This window comes from Streptomyces sp. YJ-C3 (assembly GCF_053891275.1).
Window position 1 is genome coordinate 6,979,726 of sequence record NZ_CM132685.1, and the last position, 21,781, is coordinate 7,001,506.

The following is a 21,781-nucleotide window of genomic DNA, read 5'->3' on the forward strand; positions in this document are numbered from 1 at the left end:
CCCGCGGGACCAGGGAGGGGCCCGGCGCCGAGGCGCCGGGCCCCTCCCTGCTTCTGCGCCGTGGCGAGAACCACCACGACAGGACGGGAACGGCGGCGCCGAACCCAGATAACCCCCAAATCACCCCATAAGCTCCGCGTCATGGGAGATGCACAGACAAGCGGCGTACCGACATCCACCCCGGCGTCCCGGCGGGCGGCCGCGGTCACCGTCTGGTACCTCCGGATCGTCACGTTCATCAACCTGCTGAGCGCTGTCTGGGTCTCCTTCGGACAGGACCTGCGCCGCCACAACTCGGAGAACTACTTCACCCCGTACCTGCTGGCCGCGGGCTTCTCCTCCGCCGTCGTCACCTGGTTCCTGGCGATCACGATGCGCCGCCGCAAGCGCGCGGCCTGGATCCTCAATCTCGTCCTGAGCGGCCTGTTCCTGCTGCTGTTCGCCTTCGTGATGCTCTTCCCCGAGGTACGGCAGTACGCGCAGAACTGGATCTCGCTCGCGCTGACCGCGGCCTTCGTGGCCGCCCTGCTCGTCGGGCGCCGGGAGTTCTACGCCAAGGGCGACCGCTCGAACCCGAAGCTGGCGGCGGCGGTCGCGGTCGGCGGTCTGCTGGTCACCTCGCTGTTCGCGACGTTCCTGGTCACGATCACCAACCACGCCCACGACGAGCACCGTTCGACGTTCCTGGACCGCTGGCGCTACGGCACCCTGCGCCTCATCTCGGTCGCCACCGACGAGTCCCGGTACCCGGGCATCGCGACTCCGAACTGGGTCAACGTCGTCATCAACATCCTCTCCACGGCCCTGCTCATCGCCGTCGTCTACGCCGCGTTCCGCTCCCGCCGGGCCGTCGACCCGCTCACCCCGGAGGACGAGACGAAGCTGCGCGCCCTGCTCGACAAGGAGGGTGAGCGCGACTCGCTCGGCTACTTCGCGCTGCGCCGCGAGAAGAGCGTCGTGTGGTCCCCGACCGGGAAGGCCGCGGTGACGTACCGGGTGGTCGGCGGGGTCTCGCTGGCCTCCGGTGACCCGATCGGCGATCCGGAGGCCTGGCCCGGCGCGATCGAGCCCTGGCTGGCCGAGGCGCGGGCGCACGGCTGGCTGCCCGCGGTGATGGGCGCGAGCGAGGAGGCGGGCACGGTGTACGCGCGGCACGGCCTCGACGCCCTCGAACTCGGCGACGAAGCCCTCGTCGAGACCGCCGAGTTCACCCTGGAGGGGCGGGCGATGCGCACGGTCCGCCAGGCCTACAACCGGGTCAAGCGCGCGGGCTACACGGTCCGTGTCCGCCGCCACGAGGACATCCCCGAGGGCGAGATGACGTACCTTCTCCAGCGCGCCGACGACTGGCGGGACGGCGCGACCGAACGCGGCTTCTCGATGGCGCTCGGCCGCCTCGGGGACCCGGCGGACGGGCAGTGCGTGATGCTCGAATGCAGCGACGGAGAAGGCGAGTTGAGGGCGGTGCTGTCCTTCGTCCCGTGGGGTCCGCACGGGCTGTCCCTCGATCTGATGCGCCGTGACCGGGACTCCGAGAACGGGCTGATGGAGTTCATGGTCATCGAACTGCTGCGCCACGCGCCCGAGATCGGGATCACTCAGGTCTCACTGAACTTCGCGATGTTCCGCTCCGTCTTCGAACGTGGCTCGCGGCTCGGCGCGGGCCCGGTGCTGCGCCTGTGGCGCTCGCTGCTCAGCTTCTTCTCCCGGTGGTGGCAGATCGAATCGCTGTACCGGGCCAACGCCAAGTACCGGCCCATCTGGGAACCCCGCTTCCTGCTCTTCGAGAAGAGCGCCGACCTGCCGCGCATCGGCATCGCGTCGGCCCGCGCCGAGGGCTTCCTCGACGTGCCGGGCCTGCCGAAGTGGCTGCGCCGCGGAAAGCTGGAGCATCGCTGATGGGCACGCTGCGCGCGTGGGCGCGCAAGGAGTGGGGCCCGCTGTGCGCCGTCGTCCGCGAGCGGTTCCTCGCGCGCAGGTGGCGGGCGATCCCGATGACGCTGGCCGCGGTGTGCCTGACGGCGGCGTTCCAGTACGTGCAGAACCAGCCCTGGGGCTACGGGTTCGTGCAGGACATCGGCTCGGTCCGGGCCGATGACCCGCTGTGGCTGGCGCTGCTGCGCACCCCGCTGTCGCTGTTCGTCCCGGCGCTCGACCTGCCGGTGTGGGGCGCGCTCGCGCAGATCCTGCTGGTGTTCGGCATCGCGGAACTGTGCCTGGGCTGGTGGCGCACCCTCGTCGTCGCGTACGCGGCCACCCTCGCCGGCACGCTGTACGCGCGGATCGGCATCGCGCTCGGCCCCGACGGCCCCTTCGGCCTGCCGGCCTCCGACGCGCAGGTCGTGGACACCGGCCCGTCCGCGGCGGTCGTCGGGCTCGCCGTCTACGTGTGCTGGCGCCACCGGGCCTGGTTCACCGGCGCGCTGGTCGTCGTCACGATGGTCGTGGAGTGCGTCGTCAAGCCGAACCTCGCGGGCAAGGAGCACCTGGCCGCGATCGTCGCGGCGCTGGCACTGTGCGCGCTCTCCGCGCTGCGTCACCGGGGCGGGTCCGCGCGGGGCAGCTCCGCGCGGTCCGGGGTCCCGCCGATGAGGTCCTGAAAGCCGCGGCTGAGGCGGTGCCAGCGGCGGTCGTGCCGGTACGCCCGCAGGACCGAGCGGGCCCGGGCCCGATGGCGGTGCCGGTAGAACCGGCGCGCCCAGTACGAGCCGGGCCGTGCCAGCCGGATCGCCCCGAACAGCGCCACGAACGGCACGAGCACGCCGATGATCGCGAGCCGCGGCTTGCCCTTCAGCAGCGCGACGTACACGAACGAGAAGTTGATCACCAGCGTCGAGATGAGCGTGGTCCGGTCGTGCTGTTCCTGGGCCGTCATGTCGTTGACGCCGAGCGGTGAGAAGCCGCCGATGACGAGCATGCCGAGGGCCGCCGCGAGGATGACGACCTCGACGCTGCGCCGGCCCTGCTCGGTCCAGTACACGTCGTCGAGGTGCACGATCAGCGCGAACTCGTCGAGCACCAGGCCCGCTCCGACGCCGAAGAGGACGGCACAGATCGACGCCGTGATGCCGTGCCGCCCGCTGCCGACCGCCCCGAACCCGCCGACGACGGTGAGCACGATGCCCGGCACGACGTGGTGGATGTGCAGGCCGCCGGGGCTGATGTTGCGGAAGGGGCCGCGGCCCGCCCGGATCAGCCGCGTGATGGTGCGCGTCACCAGGAAAGTGACCAGGAACGACAGCAGGGCCAGGAGCAGCGGCAGCTTGCCCGGCTCCGTGACGTTCCGGTACCACCAGTCGCCCATGGACCCATCTTGCAGGCGGGGCGCGGGCGCCGCCCGCCCATGGGGCCGACCCGGGTAACCTCCCCCGGTGTCCCCGAGAAACTCCCTGGCCGACGGCGTGCGCTTCGCCTTCGGCACCCTCACCGTCCTGCCCGTCACCGTCACGCGCTGGGACCGCGACGCCGCCCGCACCGGCATGCTGTGCGCCCCGCTGGCCGGCCTGGTCGTCGGGCTCGCCGCGGCCGCGCTCGGCGGGGCGCTGACCTTCCTGGGCGCGGGCGCCCTGCTCGCGGCGGTCGCCTCCGTCGCGGTGCCGGCCGTACTGACGCGGGGCCTGCACCTCGACGGGCTGGCGGACGTCGCGGACGGCCTGGGCAGCGGCAAGCCCGCCGAGGACGCCCTGCGGATCATGAAGCAGTCGGACATCGGCCCGTTCGGGGTCGTGACCCTGGTCCTCGCGCTGCTCGCCCAGGTCGCCGTCCTGGCCCAGCTGTACGGGGAGTCGTGGGCCCGTGGTGCCGTCGCGGCGGCCCTCTCGGCGGTGACGGCCCGGCTGGCCCTGACCTTCGCGTCCCGCACCGCGGTGCCCGCCGCCCGTCCGGAGGGGCTCGGCGCCGCGGTCGCCGGGACGGTGCCGGCGCGGGCGGCGTTGATCGTGGGCGTGCTGATCGTGGCGGTGACGGCGGTGTTCTCGCTGCCGGGCGCGATCGCCGTCGTACTGGGCTGCGGTGCGGCCGAGTTGCTGCTGCGGCGCTGCGTCGCGCGGTTCGGCGGGGTGACTGGGGACGTGTTCGGGGCGGTGGCGGAGACGGCGGCGACGGCGGCGCTGGTGGCACTGGCCTTCTGAACACGGGGGCCCGCTCCGGCGGTCGAGGAGCGGGGTCCGGGGCGGGGCCCCGCATCCGGGGCACACCTGCACAGCGCACCCGGACAACCACGGGCGTAGGCTCCCCTTGGCGGGCCAAAACCCCACGGCCCCGGCAAAGATGCCAGCCCCACCCATGAAAGAGGGACCTCACCACCGTGACTGCTCTGACTCTCAGCACCGCCGCGGCCTCCGGCCTGCGCGCCGACGCCGTCGTCGTCGGTGTCGCCAAGGGCGACAAGGGCCCGGTCGTCGCGCCCGGCGCGGAGGCCGTGGACAAGGCGTTCGACGGAAAGCTCGCCTCCGTCCTGGAGACCCTCGGCGCCAGTGGCGGCGAGGGCGAGGTGACCAAGCTCCCCGCGCCCTCCGGCTTCAAGGCGCCGGTCGTGCTGGCGGTCGGTCTCGGCGGTCAGCCCGAGAAGGACGAGGTGTACGACGCCGAGTCGCTGCGCCGCGCCGCGGGCGTCGCCGCCCGTGCCCTCGCCGGTGCGAAGAAGGCCGCGTTCGCGCTGCCGATCGAGGACGCCGAGGACGCGGGCGTGATCGCGGAGGGCGCGCTGCTCGGCGCGTACTCCTTCGACGCCTACAAGGAGTCCGCCAAGGACCCGAAGAAGAACGGCAAGGCGCCGCTCGCCGAGATCGCCCTGCTCGGCGGCAAGCCGCGCGACAAGGCGTACAAGGCCGAGATCGAGCGCGCCCTCGCGCTGGCCGAGGAGCTCAACCGCGCCCGCGACCTGATCAACACCCCGCCGAACGACCTCAACCCCGAGGCCTTCGCCGCCGTCGCGCAGGCCGCGGCCAAGGAACACGGCATCAAGATCCAGGTCCTCGACGAGAAGGCCCTGGCCAAGGGCGGTTACGGCGGCATCCTGGGCGTCGGCGCCGGTTCCTCGTCGGCCCCGCGCCTGGTGAAGCTCTCGTACAAGAGCTCCAAGGCCAAGAAGCACCTCGCCTTCGTCGGCAAGGGCATCACGTACGACTCGGGCGGCATCTCCCTGAAGCCCGCCGGTCACAACGAGACGATGAAGTGCGACATGGCCGGCGCCGCCGCCGTGTTCGCCGCCGTCGTGACCGCCGCGCGGCTCGGCCTCGAAGTGAACGTCACCGGCTGGCTGGCGCTCGCAGAGAACATGCCGTCCGGCTCCGCCACCCGCCCCGGCGACGTGCTGCGCATGTACTCCGGCAAGACGGTCGAGGTGCTCAACACGGACGCCGAGGGCCGCCTGGTCCTGGCCGACGCCATCGCCAAGGCCTCCGAGGAGACCCCGGACGCGATCGTCGACGTGGCGACGCTGACCGGCGCGATGATGCTGGCGCTCGGCGCCCGCACGTTCGGCATCATGGCCAACGACGACGCCTTCCGTACGTCGGTCCACGAGATCGCCGAGGAGGCCGGTGAGCCGTCCTGGCCGATGCCGCTCCCGTCCGACCTCCGCAAGGGCATGGACTCGTCCACCGCCGACATCGCCAACATGGGTGAGCGGATGGGCGGCGGCCTCGTCGCCGGTCTCTTCCTGCAGGAGTTCGTCGGCGAGGGCATCACGTGGGCCCACCTCGACATCGCGGGCCCGGCCTTCAACGAGAGCGCCCCGTTCGGGTACACGCCGAAGGGCGGCACGGGTTCCGCGGTCCGTACGCTGGTCCGCCTCGCGGAGCGCACGGCGGCGGGCGACCTCGGCTGACCCGCCTCCGACATGGTGGAACAGCCCCGGGTGCACGCACCCGGGCCTGTTCGCTTTCGACGAAATCCGCAGGTTCCGGCAGTTCTGTCACAGCGGTTTCCGGTGTAACCGCTGTCTCACACCCCAGCCCGACGTCCCGCATGCCTTCGACAAGTGCGAGGATGGGGGGCGGCAGGACAGGGCCCCCACCACAGGGCCGAAGAACGAGCGGCCGAACACCAGCCGCCGCGCGGTCATCGGAGACCGGCGTACGGCGCACATGCATGGAGGACGTGACGTGGCGAACGACGCCAGCACCGTTTTCGACCTAGTGATCCTCGGCGGTGGCAGCGGCGGTTACGCCGCGGCTCTGCGTGCCTCGCAGCTGGGACTCGACGTCGCCCTGATCGAGAAGGGCAAGGTCGGCGGCACCTGCCTGCACAACGGCTGCATCCCGACGAAGGCGCTCCTGCACGCCGGCGAGATCGCCGACCAGGCCCGCGAGAGCGAGCAGTTCGGTGTCAAGGCCACCTTCGAGGGCATCGACATCGAGGCCGTCCACAAGTACAAGGACGACGTCATCTCCGGCCTGTACAAGGGCCTGCAGGGGCTGATCGCCTCCCGCAAGGTGACGTACATCGAGGGTGAGGGCAAGCTCTCCTCCCCGACCTCCGTGGACGTGGGCGGCCAGCGCATCCAGGGCCGCCACGTCCTCCTCGCGACCGGCTCCGTGCCGAAGTCGCTGCCGGGCCTGGAGATCGACGGCAACCGCATCATCTCCTCGGACCACGCGCTGAAGCTGGACCGCGTCCCGCAGTCCGCGATCGTCCTGGGCGGCGGCGTCATCGGCGTCGAGTTCGCCTCCGCGTGGAAGTCCTTCGGCACCGACATCACCATCGTCGAGGGCCTCAAGCACCTCGTGCCCGTCGAGGACGAGAACAGCTCCAAGCTTCTTGAGCGCGCGTTCCGCAAGCGCGGCATCAAGTTCAACCTCGGCACGTTCTTCGAGAAGGCCGAGTACACGCAGGACGGCGTCCGCGTGACCCTCGCCGACGGCAAGACCTTCGAGGCCGAGGTGCTGCTGGTCGCCATCGGCCGCGGCCCGGTCTCGCAGGGCCTCGGCTACGAGGAGCAGGGCGTCGCGATGGACCGCGGTTACGTCCTGGTCGACGAGTACATGCAGACCAACGTGCCGACCATCTCGGCCGTCGGTGACCTCGTCCCGACGCTCCAGCTCGCGCACGTCGGCTTCGCCGAGGGCATCCTGGTGGCGGAGCGTCTGGCCGGTCTGAAGACCGTCCCGATCGACTACGACGGCGTGCCGAAGGTGACGTACTGCCACCCCGAGGTCGCCTCCGTGGGCATCACCGAGGCCAAGGCCAAGGAGATCTACGGTGCGGACAAGGTCGTCGCTCTGAAGTACAACCTTGCGGGCAACGGCAAGTCCAAGATCCTGAAGACCGCGGGTGAGATCAAGCTCGTGCAGGTCAAGGACGGTGCCGTGGTCGGCGTCCACATGGTCGGCGACCGTATGGGCGAGCAGGTCGGCGAAGCCCAGCTGATCTACAACTGGGAAGCGCTGCCCGCCGAGGTCGCCCAGCTCATCCACGCCCACCCGACGCAGAACGAGGCCATGGGCGAGGCCCACCTCGCCCTCGCGGGCAAGCCGCTGCACTCGCACGACTGAGCCTGCGCCGCTGCGTCGCAACTGGGCGCGACGACCGACCGACCACAGACTTTCCGCACTGCGGCACCCGTAGTTGCGTATTCGTAAGGAGCAACAGAAACCATGGCGGTTTCCGTATCCCTTCCGGCGCTCGGTGAGAGCGTCACCGAGGGCACTGTCACCCGCTGGCTGAAGGCCGAGGGCGAGCGCGTCGAGGTCGACGAGCCGCTGCTCGAGGTCTCGACCGACAAGGTCGACACCGAGATCCCCTCGCCCGCCGCCGGCATCCTGGCCTCCATCAAGGTCGCCGAGGACGAGACCGTCGAGGTCGGCGCCGAGCTGGCCGTCATCGACGACGGTTCCGGCGCCCCGGCCGCGCCGGAGGCCCCGCAGGAGCAGGCCGCCCCCGCCGAGGCCCCCGCCCCGGCCCAGGAGCAGCCCGCCCCCGCGCAGGAGGCGCCCGCCGCCCCCGCCGCTTCCGGTGGTTCCGCCGAGGGCACCGACGTGACGCTCCCGGCGCTCGGCGAGTCCGTCACCGAGGGCACCGTCACCCGTTGGCTGAAGGAGGTCGGCGAGGAGGTCGCGGAGGACGAGCCGCTGCTCGAGGTCTCCACCGACAAGGTCGACACCGAGATCCCCTCCCCCGTCGCCGGTGTGCTCCTCGAGATCACCGTCGCCGAGGACGAGACCGCCGAGGTCGGCGCCAAGCTCGCCGTCATCGGTGCGCCCGGTGCCGCTCCGGCCGCCGCCGCGCCCGCCGCCCCGGCTGCTCCGGCCGCCGCTCCGGCTCCGGCTCCGGCCGCCCCCGCGGCTCCGGCCCCGGCTCCGGCCGCCCCGGCCGCGCCCGCCGCCGCTGCCCCGGCCCCGGCGCAGCCCGCCGCTCCGGCTCCGGCTCCCGCGCCGGCCCAGCCGGCCGCTCCGGCCGCGCCCGCCCCGGCCGCCGCCTCGGCGTCCGACGACGGCGCCTACGTGACCCCGCTGGTGCGCAAGCTCGCCGCCGAGAACGGCGTGGACCTGTCCACCGTCAAGGGCACCGGTGTCGGCGGCCGCATCCGCAAGCAGGACGTCACCGCCGCCGCCGAGGCCGCGAAGGCCGCCGCTCCGGCCGCCGCCGCTGCCCCGGCCGCCTCGTCCGCGCCCAAGACCCCGGCCCTGGAGGTCTCCCCCCTCCGCGGCCAGACGGTCAAGCTGCCGCGCATCCGCAAGGCGATCGCGGACAACATGACCAAGGCGCTGCACGAGCAGGCGCAGCTGTCCTCGGTCATCGAGGTCGACATCACCAAGCTGATGAAGCTGCGCGGCAAGGCCAAGGACGGCTTCGCCGCCCGCGAGGGCGTCAAGCTCTCCCCGATGCCGTTCTTCGTCAAGGCCGCCGTCCAGGCGCTGAAGGCCCACCCGGTCATCAACGCGCGCCTGAACTACGACGAGGGCACCATCACCTACTTCGACTCCGAGAACGTCGGCATCGCCGTCGACTCGGAGAAGGGCCTGATGACCCCGGTCATCAAGGGTGCGGGTGACCTCAACATCGCGGGCATCGCCAAGAAGACCGCGGAGCTGGCCGGCAAGGTCCGCACGAACAAGATCGCCCCGGACGACCTGTCGGGCGCCACCTTCACGATCTCCAACACGGGATCGCGCGGCGCGCTCTTCGACACCGTCATCGTCCCGCCGAACCAGGTCGCCATCCTGGGCATCGGTGCCACGGTCAAGCGCCCCGTCGTCATCAACCACCCGGACCTGGGCGAGACCATCGCCGTCCGTGACATGACGTACGTGACGCTCTCCTACGACCACCGTCTGGTGGACGGCGCGGACGCCGCCCGCTACCTGACCACGGTCAAGGAGATCCTCGAAGCCGGCGAGTTCGAGGTCGAGCTGGGTCTGTAGTACCTCTGAGTGCCTGGTTGTAACCAGCCTCACCTGCGGCGCCCCCGCCCGGAGCACATCCGGGCGGGGGCGCCGCCGTATTGTCTAGTCGTCAACTCCCTTGGCCCTCCGGAGGAGCCCCCATGACCACGCCCGTCGTCCACTCGCTGCGCGAACAGATCCGCGAGCACATCGTGGAGGGGATCGTCAGCGGCCGCTGGAAGCCGGGCGAGCGGATCGTGGAGCGGCGGATCGCCACCGAGCTGGAGGTCAGCCAGACCCCGGTGCGGGAGGCGCTGCGCGAGCTGGAGTCGCTGCGGCTCATCGAGTCGGCGCCCAACAAGGGGGTGCGGGTGCGCAATCTCTCCGCGGCGGACCTGGAGGAGAGCTATCCGGTGCGGGCCGGTCTGGAGGCCATCGCCGCCGAGCTGGCCGCCGAGCGGCTGGCCGAGGACTGCTCGGCGCTGGAGCCGCACGTCGCCGCGCTGTACCGGGCCGACCAGGACTCCGACGGGACCGGGCAGGTGCGGCACACCGTGGGTTTTCACCGGGAGCTGGTGCGGGCGGCGGACAATTCGGTGCTGCTGCACACCTGGGAGGGGCTGGGCATCGAGGTGTTCACCGCGCTGTCCATCCGGTGGCTGGGGACCGTGCAGCAGTCGTACGCGGAGGAGCACGAGGAGCTCGTCGCCGCGTTCCGGCGCCGCGATCCCGAAATCGCCGCGCTGGTCAAGGCGCATGTTCTCGGGTGCGCCCCGCGCGCGTGAGCTGCGTCTCGTCTGCCGCATGCGGTGCGTTGCGGGGTGATCGCGGTGTGTGGCTGGTCGCGCGGTTCCCCGCGCCCCGCAGGGGCACTCCGTGCCCTGGCCAGGGGCACTCTGTGCCTACTTTCTTGATCTAAAGAGGTTTTGCCCTTCAACCCTTTGATCGATCATCGATCAGAGAGTTACAGTCGCCGACGGGTCTCCACCGGGACCCGAACCCGCCCTGTCCTGCCAAAGACCAAGGGCACCCCCAACCCCACCCCCTTCGACTCAGGAAGGCGTGCGGCGACTATGACCGACCCCATGCGCATCCAGCCGAGCGAGCTCGACCAGCTCCCGGACCGCGACCCCGAGGAGACCGCCGAATGGCAGGCCTCCCTGGACGCCGTTACCCAGGCGGCCGGGCCGCACCGTGCCGCGCAGCTGATGCGACGCACGCTGGAGCGCGGCGAGGCCGGCGGCCTGCCGCTGCCCAAGCTCCTGTCGACCGAGTACATCAACTCGATCCCCACCTCCGCCGAGCCGGACTTCCCCGGTGACGAGGAGATGGAAGCCAGGATCACCGCGTACAACCGCTGGAACGCGGCCGCGATGGTGACCCGTGGCTCGAAGCACGGCGTCGGCGGCCACATCGCCACCTTCGCCTCGGCGGCCTGGCTGTACGAGACCGGCTTCAACCACTTCTTCCGCGGGAAGGAGGGCGACGGCTCCGGCGACCAGCTGTACATCCAGGGCCACGCCTCCCCCGGCATCTACGCCCGCGCCTTCCTCGACGGCCGCCTCTCCGAGGCGCAGCTGGACAACTTCCGCCGCGAGGCCGGCGGGAACGGCCTGCCGTCGTACCCGCACCCGCGCCGCCTGCCGTGGCTGTGGGAGTTCCCGACCGTGTCCATGGGCCTCGGCCCGCTCTCCGCGATCTACCAGGCGCGGTTCAACCGCTACCTGACCGCGCGGAACATCAAGGACACCTCGAACTCCCACGTCTGGGCCTTCCTCGGCGACGGCGAGATGGACGAGCCCGAGTCGACCTCGGCGCTCACGCTCGCCGCCCGCGAGGGTCTGGACAACCTGACGTTCGTCATCAACTGCAACCTGCAGCGCCTGGACGGCCCGGTCCGCCCGAACTTCCGCGTCGTGCAGGAGCTGGAGGCGCAGTTCCGCGGCTCCGGCTGGAACGTCATCAAGTCGATGTGGGGCAACGCGTGGGACGAGCTGTTCCAGCTCGACACCACCGGCGCGCTCCTGGAGCGGCTCCGTGAGGTCCCGGACGCCCAGTTCCAGACGTACCAGACGCGTGACGTCGCCTACATCCGTGAGAACTTCTTCGGCACGAGCCCGGCGCTCATCGAGCTCGCGAAGGTCCTGTCCGACGACAAGATCTCCGAGTGCTTCCACGTCTCGCGCGGCGGTCACGAGCCCCGCAAGGTGTACGCGGCGTATAAGGCGGCCGTCGAGCACAAGGGCGCCCCGACGGTCATCCTGACGCAGACCGTCAAGGGCTTCACGCTCGGCAAGGGCTTCGAGTCCAAGAACGCCAACCACCAGATGAAGAAGCTGACGATCGACGAGTTCAAGGGCATGCGTGACCTCCTTGACCTGCCGATCCCGGACAGCCGCTTCGAGGACGGTGTCGTTCCGTACGCGCGTCCCGCCGAGGGCTCCCCCGAGCTGCGCTACCTCGCCGAGCGCCGTGCCGCCCTGGGCGGTCCGGCTCCGGCCCGCCGCACGCAGCCGCTCGCGCCGCTGCCCGCGCCCGCCGACAAGGCCTTCGCCTCCTTCGACAAGGGCTCCGGCTCGCAGTCCGTCGCCTCGACGATGGCGCTCGTACGGCTCCTGAAGGACCTCGTACGGGACAAGACGTCCGGCAAGCGCTGGGTGCCGATCATCCCCGACGAGGCGCGCACCTTCGGCATGGAGTCGCTGTTCCCGTCGCTGGGCCTGTACTCGCCCAAGGGCCAGACGTACGACCCGGTCGACCGCGACCAGCTCATGTACTACAAGGAGTCCGAGTCCGGCCAGATCCTCAACGAGGGGATCAACGAGGCGGGCTCGCTGGCCGACTTCATCGCCGCCGCCACGTCGTACTCGACGCACGGCGAGCAGATGATCCCGCTGTACATCTTCTACTCGATGTTCGGCTGGCAGCGCACCGGCGACCAGTTCTGGCAGCTCGCCGACCAGATGGGCCGCGGCTTCGTCGTGGGCGCCACCGCCGGCCGCACGACGCTGACCGGTGAGGGCCTGCAGCACGCGGACGGCCACTCCCCGATGATCGCGGCGACCAACCCGGCGGCCCTGTCGTACGACCCGGCCTTCGCCTACGAGATCGCCACGATCATGAAGGAAGGTCTGCGCCGCATGTACGGCGAGGCCAAGCCGGGCGAGGACCAGGACGTCTTCTACTACCTGACGGTCTACAACGAGCCGATGCCGCAGCCGGCGAAGCCGTCCGTGGCCGGTCTCGACGAGGCCATCATCAAGGGCCTCTACCGGTTCAACACGGCGGAGACCGCGGGGGTGGACGTGGCGGCCGCGAACGCGCCGCGCATCAACCTCATCGGTTCCGGTACGGCCATCCACTGGACCCTCAAGGCGCAGCGGCTGCTCGCCGAGGAGTGGGGCGTCGCCGCCGACGTGTGGTCGGCCACCTCCTGGACCGAGCTGCGCCGCGACGCCCTGGAGGCCGACGAGGCGCTGCTGAAGGGCGAGGAGCGGATCCCGTACGTCCGTCAGGCGCTCGCCGGCGCGCAGGGCCCGGTCCTGGCCGTCTCCGACTACATGCGCCAGGTCCCCGACCAGATCGCGCAGTGGGTCGAGCAGGACTACACCTCGCTCGGCGCGGACGGCTTCGGTCTCTCCGACACCCGTGAGGACGCCCGCCGCCACTTCGGCGTCGACGCCGAGTCGATCGTCGTCGCGGCCCTCGCCCAGCTCGCCCGCCGCGGCGAGGTCAAGGCGACGGCCGTGAAGGAGGCGCGCGAGCGCTACGGCCTGTAGGCACCCCGCACGTACGTGCCCCGTCCCGATTGCCGGGGCGGGGCACGCGTGCGTGAATGGACGGGTTCGCCGGGGGGCCGCTCTCGTCCCGGAGGCACACCTCCATGAAGATCTCGAAGACTCCTTCCGCGCCCTGCTGGGCCGATCTGTCGACGGCCGACGTGGACGCGGCCCGGCTGTTCTACGAGGGCCTGCTGGGCTGGCGGGCGCGGCCGGTGGACGATCCGGCGGCGGGCGGGTACGTCATGTTCCGTCTGGGCGCCGACGGTCCGCGGGTCGGCGGGGCCGGCCCGGCGCCGGACCCGCAGCAGCCCGCCGCGTGGCTGCCGTACTTCCAGTCCAGCGGCATCGACGCGGTCACCGCGCGGGTCGGCGGCAACGGCGGCCGGGTCGTGGCCGGTCCGATGGGCGTCCTGGAACAGGGCAAGCTCGCGGTCTGCCAGGACCCGGCCGGGGCCGCGTTCGGCCTGTGGGAGCCGCTCGCGCACGCCGGGTTCGAGGCGGTGAACGTGCCGGGCAGCTTCTGCTGGTTCGAGCTGCTGACCCGGGACGCGGCGGGCGCCGTGGACTTCTACCAGTCGGTGCTCGGCTGGGGTGCGAACGCGTGCCCGGCCGAGGACGGCCTCCGGTACACGGAGTGGACCGTCGCCGACGAGGCGTTCGGCGGCATGGTCGACATGTCGACGGGTCATTTCCCGCCGGAGATTCCCGCGCACTGGAACCTGTACGTCGCCGTGGACGATCCGGACGCCGTCGCCGCGCGCTGCCAGGAGCTGGGCGGCCGGGTCCTGGTGGAGCCGACGACGATCGAGCCCGGCCGGTTCGCGGTCCTCGCCGACCCGCAGGGTGCGGCGTTCTCGGTCATGCGCTTCACGGGCTGAGCCCGTTGTCGGCGGGACGGTTCATGATGGCGGCATGCGTGCTGCCCGCCTGATCAAAATGGTGCTGCTGCTCCAGTCCCGGCCGTCGATGACCGCCGCCGAGCTGGCGCACGAGCTGGAGGTGTCCGAGCGGACGGTGACGCGGGACGCCCAGGCGCTGTCGGAGGCGGGCGTCCCGGTGTACGCGGACCGCGGCCGGACCGGCGGGTACCGGCTGATCGGCGGCTACCGCACCCGCCTCACCGGGCTCGCCCGCGGCGAGGCGGAGGCGCTGTTCCTGTCCGGGGTGCCGGGGGCGCTGCGCGAGATGGGCCTGGACGACGCGGCGTCGGCGGCCCGCCTGAAGGTGTCGGCGGCGCTGCTGCCGTCGCTGCGGGACGCGTCGCGGACGGCGGCGCAGCGGTTCCATCTGGACGCGCCGGGGTGGTTCAAGGAGCCGCGGACGCCCGAGCTGCTGCCCGCGGTCGCGGAGGCGGTCTGGGACGACCGCGTGATCCGGGTCGCCTACTGTCGCCGAGACGCCCAGGACGCCCCTGTGGAGCGGGAGTTGGAGCCGTACGGGCTCGTGCTCAAGGCGGGCGTCTGGTATCTGGCGGCGGCCGTGCGCGGCGGGGACGGGCCCCGGGTGTACCGGATCGACCGGTTCACGTCCGTGGCGCCCGGGGACGAGCGGTTCGTGCGGGACGAGGGGTTCGACCTGCCCGGGTTCTGGGAGGAGCGGGCGGCGCAGTTCGCGCGGGCGATCCTGCGGGCCGAGGTGGTCGTACGGCTGACGGCCGACGGGGTACGACGGCTGCCGTACGCCACCGATCCGGCGTCCGCACGGGAGGCGATGGAGTCGGCGGGGGCGGCGGGGGCCGACGGGCGGGTGACGGTGACGTTGCCGGTCGAGTCCGAGGAGGTCGCGTACACCCAGCTCATGGCCCTGGGGCCGGAGGCGGAGGTGGTGACTCCGGCGGCGCTGCGGGAGCGGTTCGCGCAGGCGGCGCGGCGGATGCGCGGGTGGTACGGGTGAGCACGGGGCGCGGGCGCGTGCCGCTCGTGGAGTGCCCTGGGCATGTGCATGCATAACGAAGTGACGCACCTCGGACGCTCGGCGTGCGTCCCCCGGGCCCAGGGCCGATGCTTGTCCCGTGATGGACGAGACCGAGTTCTGGGAGATCGTGGACAGTACCCGGGAGGCCGCCGAGGGCGACCCCGAGGGCCACGCCGAGCTGCTCGTCGACAGACTGCTGCAGTCCGACCCCGACGCGGTCCTCGACTTCGCCCGGCACTTCGAGTCCCGTTACAACCGTGCCTACCGCTGGGACCTGTGGGGTGCCGCGTGGGTGCTCCTCGGCGGGGCCAGCGACGACGCGTTCGACTTCTTCCGGTGCTGGCTGATCGGGCAGGGCCGGGAGGTCTTCGAGGGCGCGCTGCACGACCCGGACTCGCTGGCGGAGTCGCTGCGCGACTTCGACGAGGAGGTGGACGGGGACGGGGAGGAACTCGGGTACGCGGCGGACGAGGCGTACGAGGAGCTGACCGGGGCGGTCGCCGCCGATCTGGGCATCCCCTCGGCTCCCGCGGAGCCGGAGGGCACGCCGATCGACTTCGAGGATCCCGGGGTGCTGGCCAGGCTGTACCCACGCCTGACGGAGAGGTTCGGCTAGCCGCCGGGATCGGGTTGTCTCGGGTGCGGGTCCGTGGGGACCGGCCGCGCAGTCCCCACGCCCCTCACGTCATGCGCCGCGCGCGGCCTTCACGCAGCCGCGATGGCCTGCTCGAGCCCCGGGAACGCGAACTCGAAGCCGGACTCCAGAAGCCGCGTGGGAACAGCCCGGGTGGAGCCCAGCACGTCCCCCGCCATCTCGCCCAGCGCCAGGCGGAGCGCGGCGGCCGGGGCGGGGAACAGCGTCGGGCGATGCAGCACACGGCCCATCGCCGCGGTGACCTCACGGTTGGTCGCCGGGTGCGGCGCCGTCAGGTTGACCGGTCCGGACAGGGCCTCCGTGTCCAGGAGGTGGCGCAGCGCCGCGACATGGTCGTGCAGCGCGATGTACGACCAGTACTGGCGGCCGTCCCCCATGCGTCCGCCGAGCCCCGCCTTGAACAGCGGGAAGAGTTTGGCCCAGGCGCCGCCGTCGCGGGAGACGACCAGGCCGGTGCGGGCCGTCACCGTACGGATGCCGGCCTGGTGGGCGGGGGCCGTGGCGGCCTCCCACTCCACGCACACCGACGGCAGGAAGCCCTCGCCCGCCGGTGCGGACTCGTCGACGGCCTGGCTGCCGGTGTCGCCGTAGTAGCCGACCGCGCTGCCGTTCAGGAAGACCCGGGGCGGGGTGTCGAGGGTCGCGGCGGCCTCGGCGAGGGCCGTGGTGCCGAGGACCCGGCTGTCGCGGATCTCCCGCTTGTACGCGTCCGTCCACCGGTGGTCGCCGACCCCGGCTCCGGCGAGGTTCACGATCGCCTCGCAGCCGGCGAGGCCGTCCGTGTCGACGTACGTCTTCTTCGGGTCCCAGCGGACCTCCTCCGCCGTCCTCGGGGCGCGCCGCACCAGGCGCAGCACGTCGTGTCCGTCGGCTGTCAGGGAACGGACGAGGGCCGAGCCGATGAGTCCGGAGGCGCCCGCCACCGCGATACGAGTCATGCCCCCATCCTGCCGGTCGTACAGTGACCCGCATGTCGCTGCCGCAGCCCCGCATACGTTTCGCCGTGTCGGACGACGACGAGGACCTGGCCCGCCTCGACCGGGACACCTGGTCCCACCTGCACGCGGTCAAGCCGCCGCAGCGGCAGCCGTACCCGCCGTTCTTCACCGAGCGGTTCGGCCCGCGCGACCATCTCGTCGCCGAGCTCGACGGGCGCGTCGTGGGCTACGTCCGGCTCGGGTACCCGACCCCGCTGCCCGCGAACGCGCACGTGCGGCAGATACAGGGCCTGGCCGTCGCCACCGCGGCGCGCGGGCTGGGTCTCGGCCGGATCCTGGTGCGGGCCGCGGTCGAGCAGGCACGGCGCTCGGGCGCGCGGCGGATCACGCTGCGGGTGCTCGGGCACAACACCCCGGCCCGGAAGCTGTACGAGGCCGAGGGCTTCGTCGTCGAGGGCGTGCTGCCCGAGGAGTTCCTGCTGGACGGGGAGTACGTGGACGACGTGCTGATGGGGCAGGTGCTGCACGACGGCACCAGGCGGAGTGCGGCGGCGCGCGACTCGTAGCAGGGTGAACGGGTACGCCCGTCGCGAAGGGAGCCCCGCCGGCATGACCTGGCCCGTGGCGCGCCGCCGTGACGGGGAGGAGCGCGCCTGGCTGCGCGGCGCACCCCCGCCGCGCTGGGTGCGCTGGCTGCCGATCGTGCTGCTCGTCGGGCTCGGCGCGCTGCAGTTCGGCACCGAGGAGCGGCTGGAGCTGGGCTTTCTGCTCGCCGCGATCCCGCCGCTGGCCGCCCTGTCGTACGGGCCGGCGGCCACGGCGCTGCTCGGCGGCCTCGTCGTCCTGCTCCTGGATCTGCCCGCGGCCGGGTTCGGGCGGCCGGGCAACGGTGACGTGCTGATCGTGGCGTTCGTCGCGGTGCTGAGCGTGGTGATCGCGTGGGTGCGCAGCCGCCGCGACGAACAGCTGGTCACGGTGCGCACGGTGGCGGAGGCCGCCCAGTTCGCGGTGCTGCCGCCGCTGCCGGAGCGGGTGGGGACGGTGCGCTGCGCGGGCCTGTACCGGGCGGCGCAGCGCGGGGCGCTGGTCGGCGGGGACTTCTTCGACGTGCGGCGCGGGCCGTGCGGGGTGCGGGCGGTCGTCGGGGATGTGCAGGGGCACGGTCTGTCGGCGGTGGGCACGGTGGCGGGGCTGCTCGGCGCGTTCCGGGAGGCGGTGCTCGACCAGCCGGACCTGGAGGGCGTCGCGGCGCGCCTGGACCGGCGGCTCGTGGTGGACGCGGCGCAGGACGAGCACGCGGAGCTGTTCGCGACGGCGGTGCTCCTGGAGTTCCCGGACGACTCCCCCGTCGTCCGGGTCGTCAGCTGCGGGCATCCGCATCCGTTGCTGCTGCGCGCCGGGCGGGTGACGGAGCTGCCCGTGGCGTCCGGGGCGCCGCTGGGCCTGGGCATCGCGGGGCTCGCGCCGCCCGAGCAGCTGACGGTGCAGCTGCGCGCCGGGGACCGGCTGCTCGCGCTGACGGACGGGGTGACGGAGGCGCGGGACGCCTCGGGCGGCTTCTATCCGCTGACGGAGCGTCTGCCGGGCTACGACTGCGCGGATCCGGCGGCGCTGACGGACGCGGTGTGGCGGGACGTGACGCGGTTCGCGGGGGCGGTACGGGACGATCTGACCCTGCTCGTGTTCGCTCCACAGGCCCCGGACGTGCCGGGCGGAGCGTGAGGTGTGAACGTAGGGCCCATGAAATACCTGGGAGTCCCGTGCCGTCCGGGGCGTCGCCGTACCGCGACCGCCGCTTCCGTACTGCTGCTGCCGCTGGCCCTGTCCACCCTGGCCGGCTGCTCCGACGACGACGCCACGGCGACGCCGCCGGTGGCGTCCCCGGCCGCGACCGCGAGCGGCGCGCGCTGTCCGACGGATCCGCTCGCCCCCGACGAGGGCGCGGACGCGGCGCCGGCGGCGACGGGCGCGTACACGCTGGGGAACGGGGACGAGGCGGCGCCGCGCGAGATGGCGTACGCGGCGCGCAAGGGCGACGAGTCGGCGGTGCTCGTGTCCGGCTCGGGGAAGCTGACGACGCGCGACTCGAAGATCGCCAAGAGCGGTGCCACGTCGTCCGTCGACGCGTCCGGTGGCCACGGCCTGAACGCGGCGGCGCTGGCCCGCGACGGCGGCCGGCTGTCGCTGTCGGGCGGCACGGTGACCACGACGGGCAAGGGCGCGACGGGCGTGTTCGCGTCGGGGAAGGGCGCGTCGGCGACGCTCGGCGCCAACACCGTCCGCACCAAGGGCGCGTCCGCGCGCGGCGTGACGGCCTCGCACGGGGGCGAACTCGGCCTGACGTACGTGCAGATCGACACGGCGGGCGCCCAGGCCGCGCCGATCGCGGCCGGTCCCGGCGGGGGGAAGGTGACGGTGTCCGGCGGCACGATGACGTCGGCGGGCTGCGGGTCGCCCGGGGTGCAGACGGCCGGTGACGTGTCGGTCTCCGGCACGCTGTTCGACCTGGCGAACTCGGAGGCGTTCACCGTGGAGTCCGGGGGTTCGCTGTCCCTGCGGAACGTACGGGCGTCCGCGGCCGCGGGCGGGGTGGTGCTGCGGGGCGGGGACGCGACGTCGTTCTCGATGTCGGGCGGGTCGATCCAGGCCGCCGACGGCGACATCTTCTCGGTGCGGCAGGCGGTGGCGGACGTGAGGCTGAGCGGTGGCGCGGAGCTCAGGACGAAGCACGGGGCGCTGCTGCGGGTCCGCGACCGGGGCATCGCGACCTTCGCGGCGGACGACGAGAAGCTGAAGGGGAACGTGGTCGTCTCCGACGGTTCCGCCACGCTGGACCTCAGCGGGTCGACGAGGCTGGACGGGGCGGTTACGGGGGCGTCGATGACGCTCGGCGCGAAGACGCGGTGGTCGGTGTCCGGGGACTCGTCGGTCAAGCAGCTGGAGCTCGCCCCGGGGGCGAGCGTCGCGGACGTGATCACCGGGAACGGGTACTCGGTGACGTACGACAAGGCCGCCAGCCCGGAGCTCGGCGGGAAGACGTACCGGCTGAAGGGCGGCGGGACGCTGCGGCCCGCCGGATCCTAGGGCCTGCCCTGGAGGCGGGCGGCCTGTTCGCGGATCGTGGGGAGTTCGGCCATCAGGGCCAGGCCGGGGCAGAAGGTCTCGTAGCCGTCGCGGTGCCCGGAGATCGCCGGGAACTCGGCGGCGGTGCCCGTCGCGAACCGGCTGAGGCTGTTGCTGGACACCAGGCGCACGGTGGCGCGGGGGTCGGCGCCGGACAGGCCGAGCTTCCACGCGGCGACGGCGGCGATCGCGTCGGTCATCGCCCGCGGCACCGGGGTGCCCTGGGTGAAGGTGCCGATCGCGGCGATCCCGGCCGTGTTCTGGTTGAAGCCCTGGGTGTGGGCGCCGACGACGGCCCGGTCGACGCCGCCGGCGCGGCCCTCGTAGACGGTGCCGCAGCGGTCGACCAGGAAGTTGTAGCCGATGTCGTCCCACTCCCTGCCGCCGGCCTGGCCCGCGTAGAGGTGGCGGATGATGCGCGGGGCGTCGGCGCAGTCGTAGCCGTTGGGCGAGTCGGTGTGGTGGAGGAAGACGGCGTCGACGCGGTCCGCGTACCGCACGGGATCGCGGTGGTAGATCTCCGCGCCCGCCAGCCACCGGGTGCGCGGCACGATGGGCGGCGCAGCGGCCGTGTGCGCTGCGGCGTCCGCGCGGCGCGCCGGGACGGCCGCGGCCGGCATCGCGGCGGCCCGGGCGGCGGCCTCAGGGTCCGGCGGTCCCGGGCGGTCGATCGCGACGGCGCACAGCACGAGGAGCCCGAGGGCCAGGGCCCCGGGAACACAGCACAGCACCGCCCGGACGACACGCACGCCTCCCACTCTCCGGCCTCCGCGCGCTGTGCGGTCAGCCACATGTGGGCCAGGTGGCGGAACCAGCGAGGGCCCCGTGGTCGTTTGTTACCGATATGGACCTGCACATTCTCGACGTCCTGCTGATCGTGCTGGCGCTCGCCTATGCCGTGTCCGGCTACCGGCGCGGGCTGCTCACCGGCTGCGTCTCGCTGGCCGGGTTCGTCGGCGGCGCCGTCGTCGGCGTCTGGCTGCTGCCGTTCGTCATGGAGGCGTTCACGGCCGGTACGTCGACGGCCACCGTGGTCGCCGTGCTCACGGTGCTGCTGCCCGCGGTCGCGGGGCACGCGCTGGCCGGGCGGCTCGCGGTGCGGGTGCGCGGCGGGATGGACCGGGCGCCGGGCCCGCTGCGGGTGGCGGACGGGATCGGCGGCGCGGCCGCGAGCGCGGTGGCCGTGCTGGTCGTGGCGTGGGTGGCGGGCAGCGTTCTCGCGTCGTCGTCCTCGGCGGCCCTGAACCAGGCGATCCGCAGCTCGACGGTGCTCGGATCGGTGCAGGACACGATGCCGTCGACGACGCCCGCCTGGTTCTCACGGGCCACCGGGGCACTCACCTCGGCGGGCTTCCCGCAGGTCTTCGACCCGTTCGCGAACGAGCCGTCGGCGGAGGTGGCGAAGCCCTCGGGGGACAACGTGACGGCGGCCGCGACCCGCTCGGCGCAGCGCGCCACCGTCAAGGTGGAGGGCTCGTCGGGCACCCAGGGCCGCGAGGGCAGCGGTTTCGTGTACGCGTCCGAGCACGTCATGACCAACGCCCATGTGGTGGCGGGCATCGACGACCCGTCGGTCCGGGTCGGCGGCGTCGGCCGCGCGTACGCCGCGAAGGTGGTCCTGTTCGACCCGGACAAGGACGTGGCGGTGCTGTACGTGCCGGGTCTGCGGGCCCCGTCGCTCTCCTTCGACGACGACGCCGCGCGCGGTGACGCGGCGGTGGTCGCGGGCTACCCCCAGGACGGCGGCCTCGACCTCCAGGCGGCCACCGTCGCCGACACGATCCGGGCGGGTGGCCAGAACATCTACGGCTCCGGGAACGTCACGCGCGAGATCTACTCGATCCGCTCCACGGTGCTGCCCGGCAACTCGGGCGGCCCGCTGCTGACCACCTCCGGCGAGGTGTACGGCGTGGTGTTCGCCCGGTCCACGACGGACGCGGGGACCGGGTACGTGCTGACGGCGGACGAGGTGGCCGGGGACGCGCGGCAGGCGGCGTCGGCGACGACGCCGGTCGACACGGGCGCCCTGATCTCCTCGTAGCC

18 protein-coding genes are annotated in these 21,781 nt (G+C 72.7%); 15 read left to right on the forward strand and 3 right to left on the reverse strand.

Going from position 1 to position 21,781, the window contains the following annotated elements; genetic code table 11:
* The first annotated feature begins 141 nt into the window (after window positions 1–141).
* Both ACVHNB_RS31395 and ACVHNB_RS31400 read left to right on the forward strand, forming a co-directional pair.
* On the forward strand, window positions 142–1,899 hold the full coding sequence (locus ACVHNB_RS31395) for a phosphatidylglycerol lysyltransferase domain-containing protein (RefSeq protein ID WP_428955149.1): 1,758 nt from the start codon (window positions 142–144) through the stop codon (window positions 1,897–1,899).
* Complete coding sequence (locus ACVHNB_RS31400; protein ID WP_428955148.1) at window positions 1,899–2,600, forward strand: hypothetical protein; 702 nt, start codon at window positions 1,899–1,901, stop codon at window positions 2,598–2,600. Before ACVHNB_RS31395 ends, ACVHNB_RS31400 begins: the two co-directional genes overlap by 1 nt.
* On the opposite strand, the gene ACVHNB_RS31405 is transcribed toward ACVHNB_RS31400, so the two are convergent.
* Window positions 2,537–3,304: a hypothetical protein gene (locus ACVHNB_RS31405; protein ID WP_428955147.1), complete on the reverse strand. Its 768-nt coding sequence runs from the start codon at window positions 3,302–3,304 to the stop codon at window positions 2,537–2,539. The two genes, ACVHNB_RS31400 and ACVHNB_RS31405, sit on opposite strands and share 64 nt — an antisense overlap.
* Window positions 3,305–3,371: 67 nt before the next feature.
* On the opposite strand from ACVHNB_RS31405, the gene cobS reads away from it, so the two are divergent.
* The 9 genes from cobS to ACVHNB_RS31450 all read left to right on the forward strand — a co-directional run bounded on the left by cobS (window position 3,372) and on the right by ACVHNB_RS31450 (window position 15,638).
* Complete coding sequence (gene cobS / locus ACVHNB_RS31410) at window positions 3,372–4,130, forward strand: adenosylcobinamide-GDP ribazoletransferase (RefSeq protein WP_428955146.1); 759 nt, start codon at window positions 3,372–3,374, stop codon at window positions 4,128–4,130.
* A 176-nt stretch (window positions 4,131–4,306) separates the two neighbouring features.
* A complete protein-coding gene (locus tag ACVHNB_RS31415) occupies window positions 4,307–5,830 on the forward strand; it encodes a leucyl aminopeptidase (protein WP_428955145.1) in 1,524 nt (507 codons plus the stop codon).
* A gap of 277 nt (window positions 5,831–6,107) precedes the next feature.
* Complete coding sequence (lpdA, locus tag ACVHNB_RS31420; RefSeq protein ID WP_428955144.1) at window positions 6,108–7,496, forward strand: dihydrolipoyl dehydrogenase; 1,389 nt, start codon at window positions 6,108–6,110, stop codon at window positions 7,494–7,496.
* 102 nt (window positions 7,497–7,598) lie between these two features.
* Window positions 7,599–9,365, forward strand: a complete 1,767-nt coding sequence (sucB, locus tag ACVHNB_RS31425; protein WP_428955143.1) for a 2-oxoglutarate dehydrogenase, E2 component, dihydrolipoamide succinyltransferase — start codon at window positions 7,599–7,601, stop codon at window positions 9,363–9,365.
* A 122-nt stretch (window positions 9,366–9,487) separates the two neighbouring features.
* Window positions 9,488–10,111: a GntR family transcriptional regulator gene (locus ACVHNB_RS31430; RefSeq protein ID WP_428955142.1), complete on the forward strand. Its 624-nt coding sequence runs from the start codon at window positions 9,488–9,490 to the stop codon at window positions 10,109–10,111.
* Window positions 10,112–10,399: 288 nt separating this feature from the next.
* Window positions 10,400–13,105, forward strand: a complete 2,706-nt coding sequence (aceE, locus tag ACVHNB_RS31435) for a pyruvate dehydrogenase (acetyl-transferring), homodimeric type (protein ID WP_428955141.1) — start codon at window positions 10,400–10,402, stop codon at window positions 13,103–13,105.
* A 104-nt stretch (window positions 13,106–13,209) separates the two neighbouring features.
* Entirely contained in the window at window positions 13,210–13,986 is a 777-nt protein-coding gene (locus ACVHNB_RS31440; RefSeq protein ID WP_428955140.1) for a VOC family protein, read from the forward strand.
* Between the two features lie 34 nt (window positions 13,987–14,020).
* Complete coding sequence (locus ACVHNB_RS31445) at window positions 14,021–15,001, forward strand: helix-turn-helix transcriptional regulator (protein ID WP_456226398.1); 981 nt, start codon at window positions 14,021–14,023, stop codon at window positions 14,999–15,001.
* A 121-nt stretch (window positions 15,002–15,122) separates the two neighbouring features.
* A complete protein-coding gene (locus ACVHNB_RS31450) occupies window positions 15,123–15,638 on the forward strand; it encodes a DUF4240 domain-containing protein (protein ID WP_428957687.1) in 516 nt (171 codons plus the stop codon).
* Window positions 15,639–15,727: 89 nt separating this feature from the next.
* On the opposite strand, the gene ACVHNB_RS31455 is transcribed toward ACVHNB_RS31450, so the two are convergent.
* Window positions 15,728–16,615 carry a TIGR01777 family oxidoreductase gene (locus ACVHNB_RS31455; RefSeq protein ID WP_428955138.1) on the reverse strand — a complete coding sequence of 296 codons (888 nt, stop codon included), beginning with the start codon at window positions 16,613–16,615 and terminating at the stop codon, window positions 15,728–15,730.
* Between the two features lie 32 nt (window positions 16,616–16,647).
* On the opposite strand from ACVHNB_RS31455, the gene ACVHNB_RS31460 reads away from it, so the two are divergent.
* Genes ACVHNB_RS31460 through ACVHNB_RS31470 form a run of 3 tightly spaced genes read left to right on the forward strand, consistent with a single transcriptional unit; the run spans window position 16,648 to window position 19,699 of the window.
* Window positions 16,648–17,181, forward strand: coding sequence for a GNAT family N-acetyltransferase (locus ACVHNB_RS31460; RefSeq protein WP_428955137.1), 534 nt, complete (start codon window positions 16,648–16,650; stop codon window positions 17,179–17,181).
* 43 nt (window positions 17,182–17,224) lie between these two features.
* The gene (locus ACVHNB_RS31465; protein WP_456226399.1) at window positions 17,225–18,337 is read left to right on the forward strand and encodes a PP2C family protein-serine/threonine phosphatase; all 1,113 of its coding nucleotides are present in this window, start codon (window positions 17,225–17,227) and stop codon (window positions 18,335–18,337) included.
* An 18-nt stretch (window positions 18,338–18,355) separates the two neighbouring features.
* Entirely contained in the window at window positions 18,356–19,699 is a 1,344-nt protein-coding gene (locus ACVHNB_RS31470; RefSeq protein ID WP_456226400.1) for a hypothetical protein, read from the forward strand.
* Here the strand turns inward: ACVHNB_RS31470 and ACVHNB_RS31475 are convergent.
* The gene (locus tag ACVHNB_RS31475; RefSeq protein ID WP_428955134.1) at window positions 19,696–20,487 is read right to left on the reverse strand and encodes a peptidoglycan recognition protein family protein; all 792 of its coding nucleotides are present in this window, start codon (window positions 20,485–20,487) and stop codon (window positions 19,696–19,698) included. The genes ACVHNB_RS31470 and ACVHNB_RS31475 overlap by 4 nt on opposite strands.
* A 101-nt stretch (window positions 20,488–20,588) precedes the next feature.
* Here ACVHNB_RS31475 and ACVHNB_RS31480 point away from each other — a divergent pair, with 101 nt between their 5' ends.
* A complete protein-coding gene (locus ACVHNB_RS31480) occupies window positions 20,589–21,779 on the forward strand; it encodes a MarP family serine protease (protein ID WP_428957686.1) in 1,191 nt (396 codons plus the stop codon).
* Window positions 21,780–21,781 lie beyond the last annotated feature (2 nt).

What these genes read in the sequence shown, in the direction of transcription:
- ACVHNB_RS31395 (WP_428955149.1), top strand. Translation starts at nt 142, where the DNA reads ATGGGAGATGCACAGACAAGCGGCGTACCGACATCCACCCCGGCGTCC.
- ACVHNB_RS31400 (WP_428955148.1), top strand. Translation starts at nt 1,899, where the DNA reads ATGGGCACGCTGCGCGCGTGGGCGCGCAAGGAGTGGGGCCCGCTGTGC.
- ACVHNB_RS31405 (WP_428955147.1), bottom strand. Translation starts at nt 3,304, where the DNA reads ATGGGCGACTGGTGGTACCGGAACGTCACGGAGCCGGGCAAGCTGCCG.
- sucB (WP_428955143.1), top strand. Translation starts at nt 7,599, where the DNA reads ATGGCGGTTTCCGTATCCCTTCCGGCGCTCGGTGAGAGCGTCACCGAG.
- ACVHNB_RS31430 (WP_428955142.1), top strand. Translation starts at nt 9,488, where the DNA reads ATGACCACGCCCGTCGTCCACTCGCTGCGCGAACAGATCCGCGAGCAC.
- aceE (WP_428955141.1), top strand. Translation starts at nt 10,400, where the DNA reads ATGACCGACCCCATGCGCATCCAGCCGAGCGAGCTCGACCAGCTCCCG.
- ACVHNB_RS31440 (WP_428955140.1), top strand. Translation starts at nt 13,210, where the DNA reads ATGAAGATCTCGAAGACTCCTTCCGCGCCCTGCTGGGCCGATCTGTCG.
- ACVHNB_RS31445 (WP_456226398.1), top strand. Translation starts at nt 14,021, where the DNA reads ATGCGTGCTGCCCGCCTGATCAAAATGGTGCTGCTGCTCCAGTCCCGG.
- ACVHNB_RS31450 (WP_428957687.1), top strand. Translation starts at nt 15,123, where the DNA reads ATGGACGAGACCGAGTTCTGGGAGATCGTGGACAGTACCCGGGAGGCC.
- ACVHNB_RS31455 (WP_428955138.1), bottom strand. Translation starts at nt 16,615, where the DNA reads ATGACTCGTATCGCGGTGGCGGGCGCCTCCGGACTCATCGGCTCGGCC.
- ACVHNB_RS31460 (WP_428955137.1), top strand. Translation starts at nt 16,648, where the DNA reads ATGTCGCTGCCGCAGCCCCGCATACGTTTCGCCGTGTCGGACGACGAC.
- ACVHNB_RS31465 (WP_456226399.1), top strand. Translation starts at nt 17,225, where the DNA reads ATGACCTGGCCCGTGGCGCGCCGCCGTGACGGGGAGGAGCGCGCCTGG.
- ACVHNB_RS31470 (WP_456226400.1), top strand. Translation starts at nt 18,356, where the DNA reads ATGAAATACCTGGGAGTCCCGTGCCGTCCGGGGCGTCGCCGTACCGCG.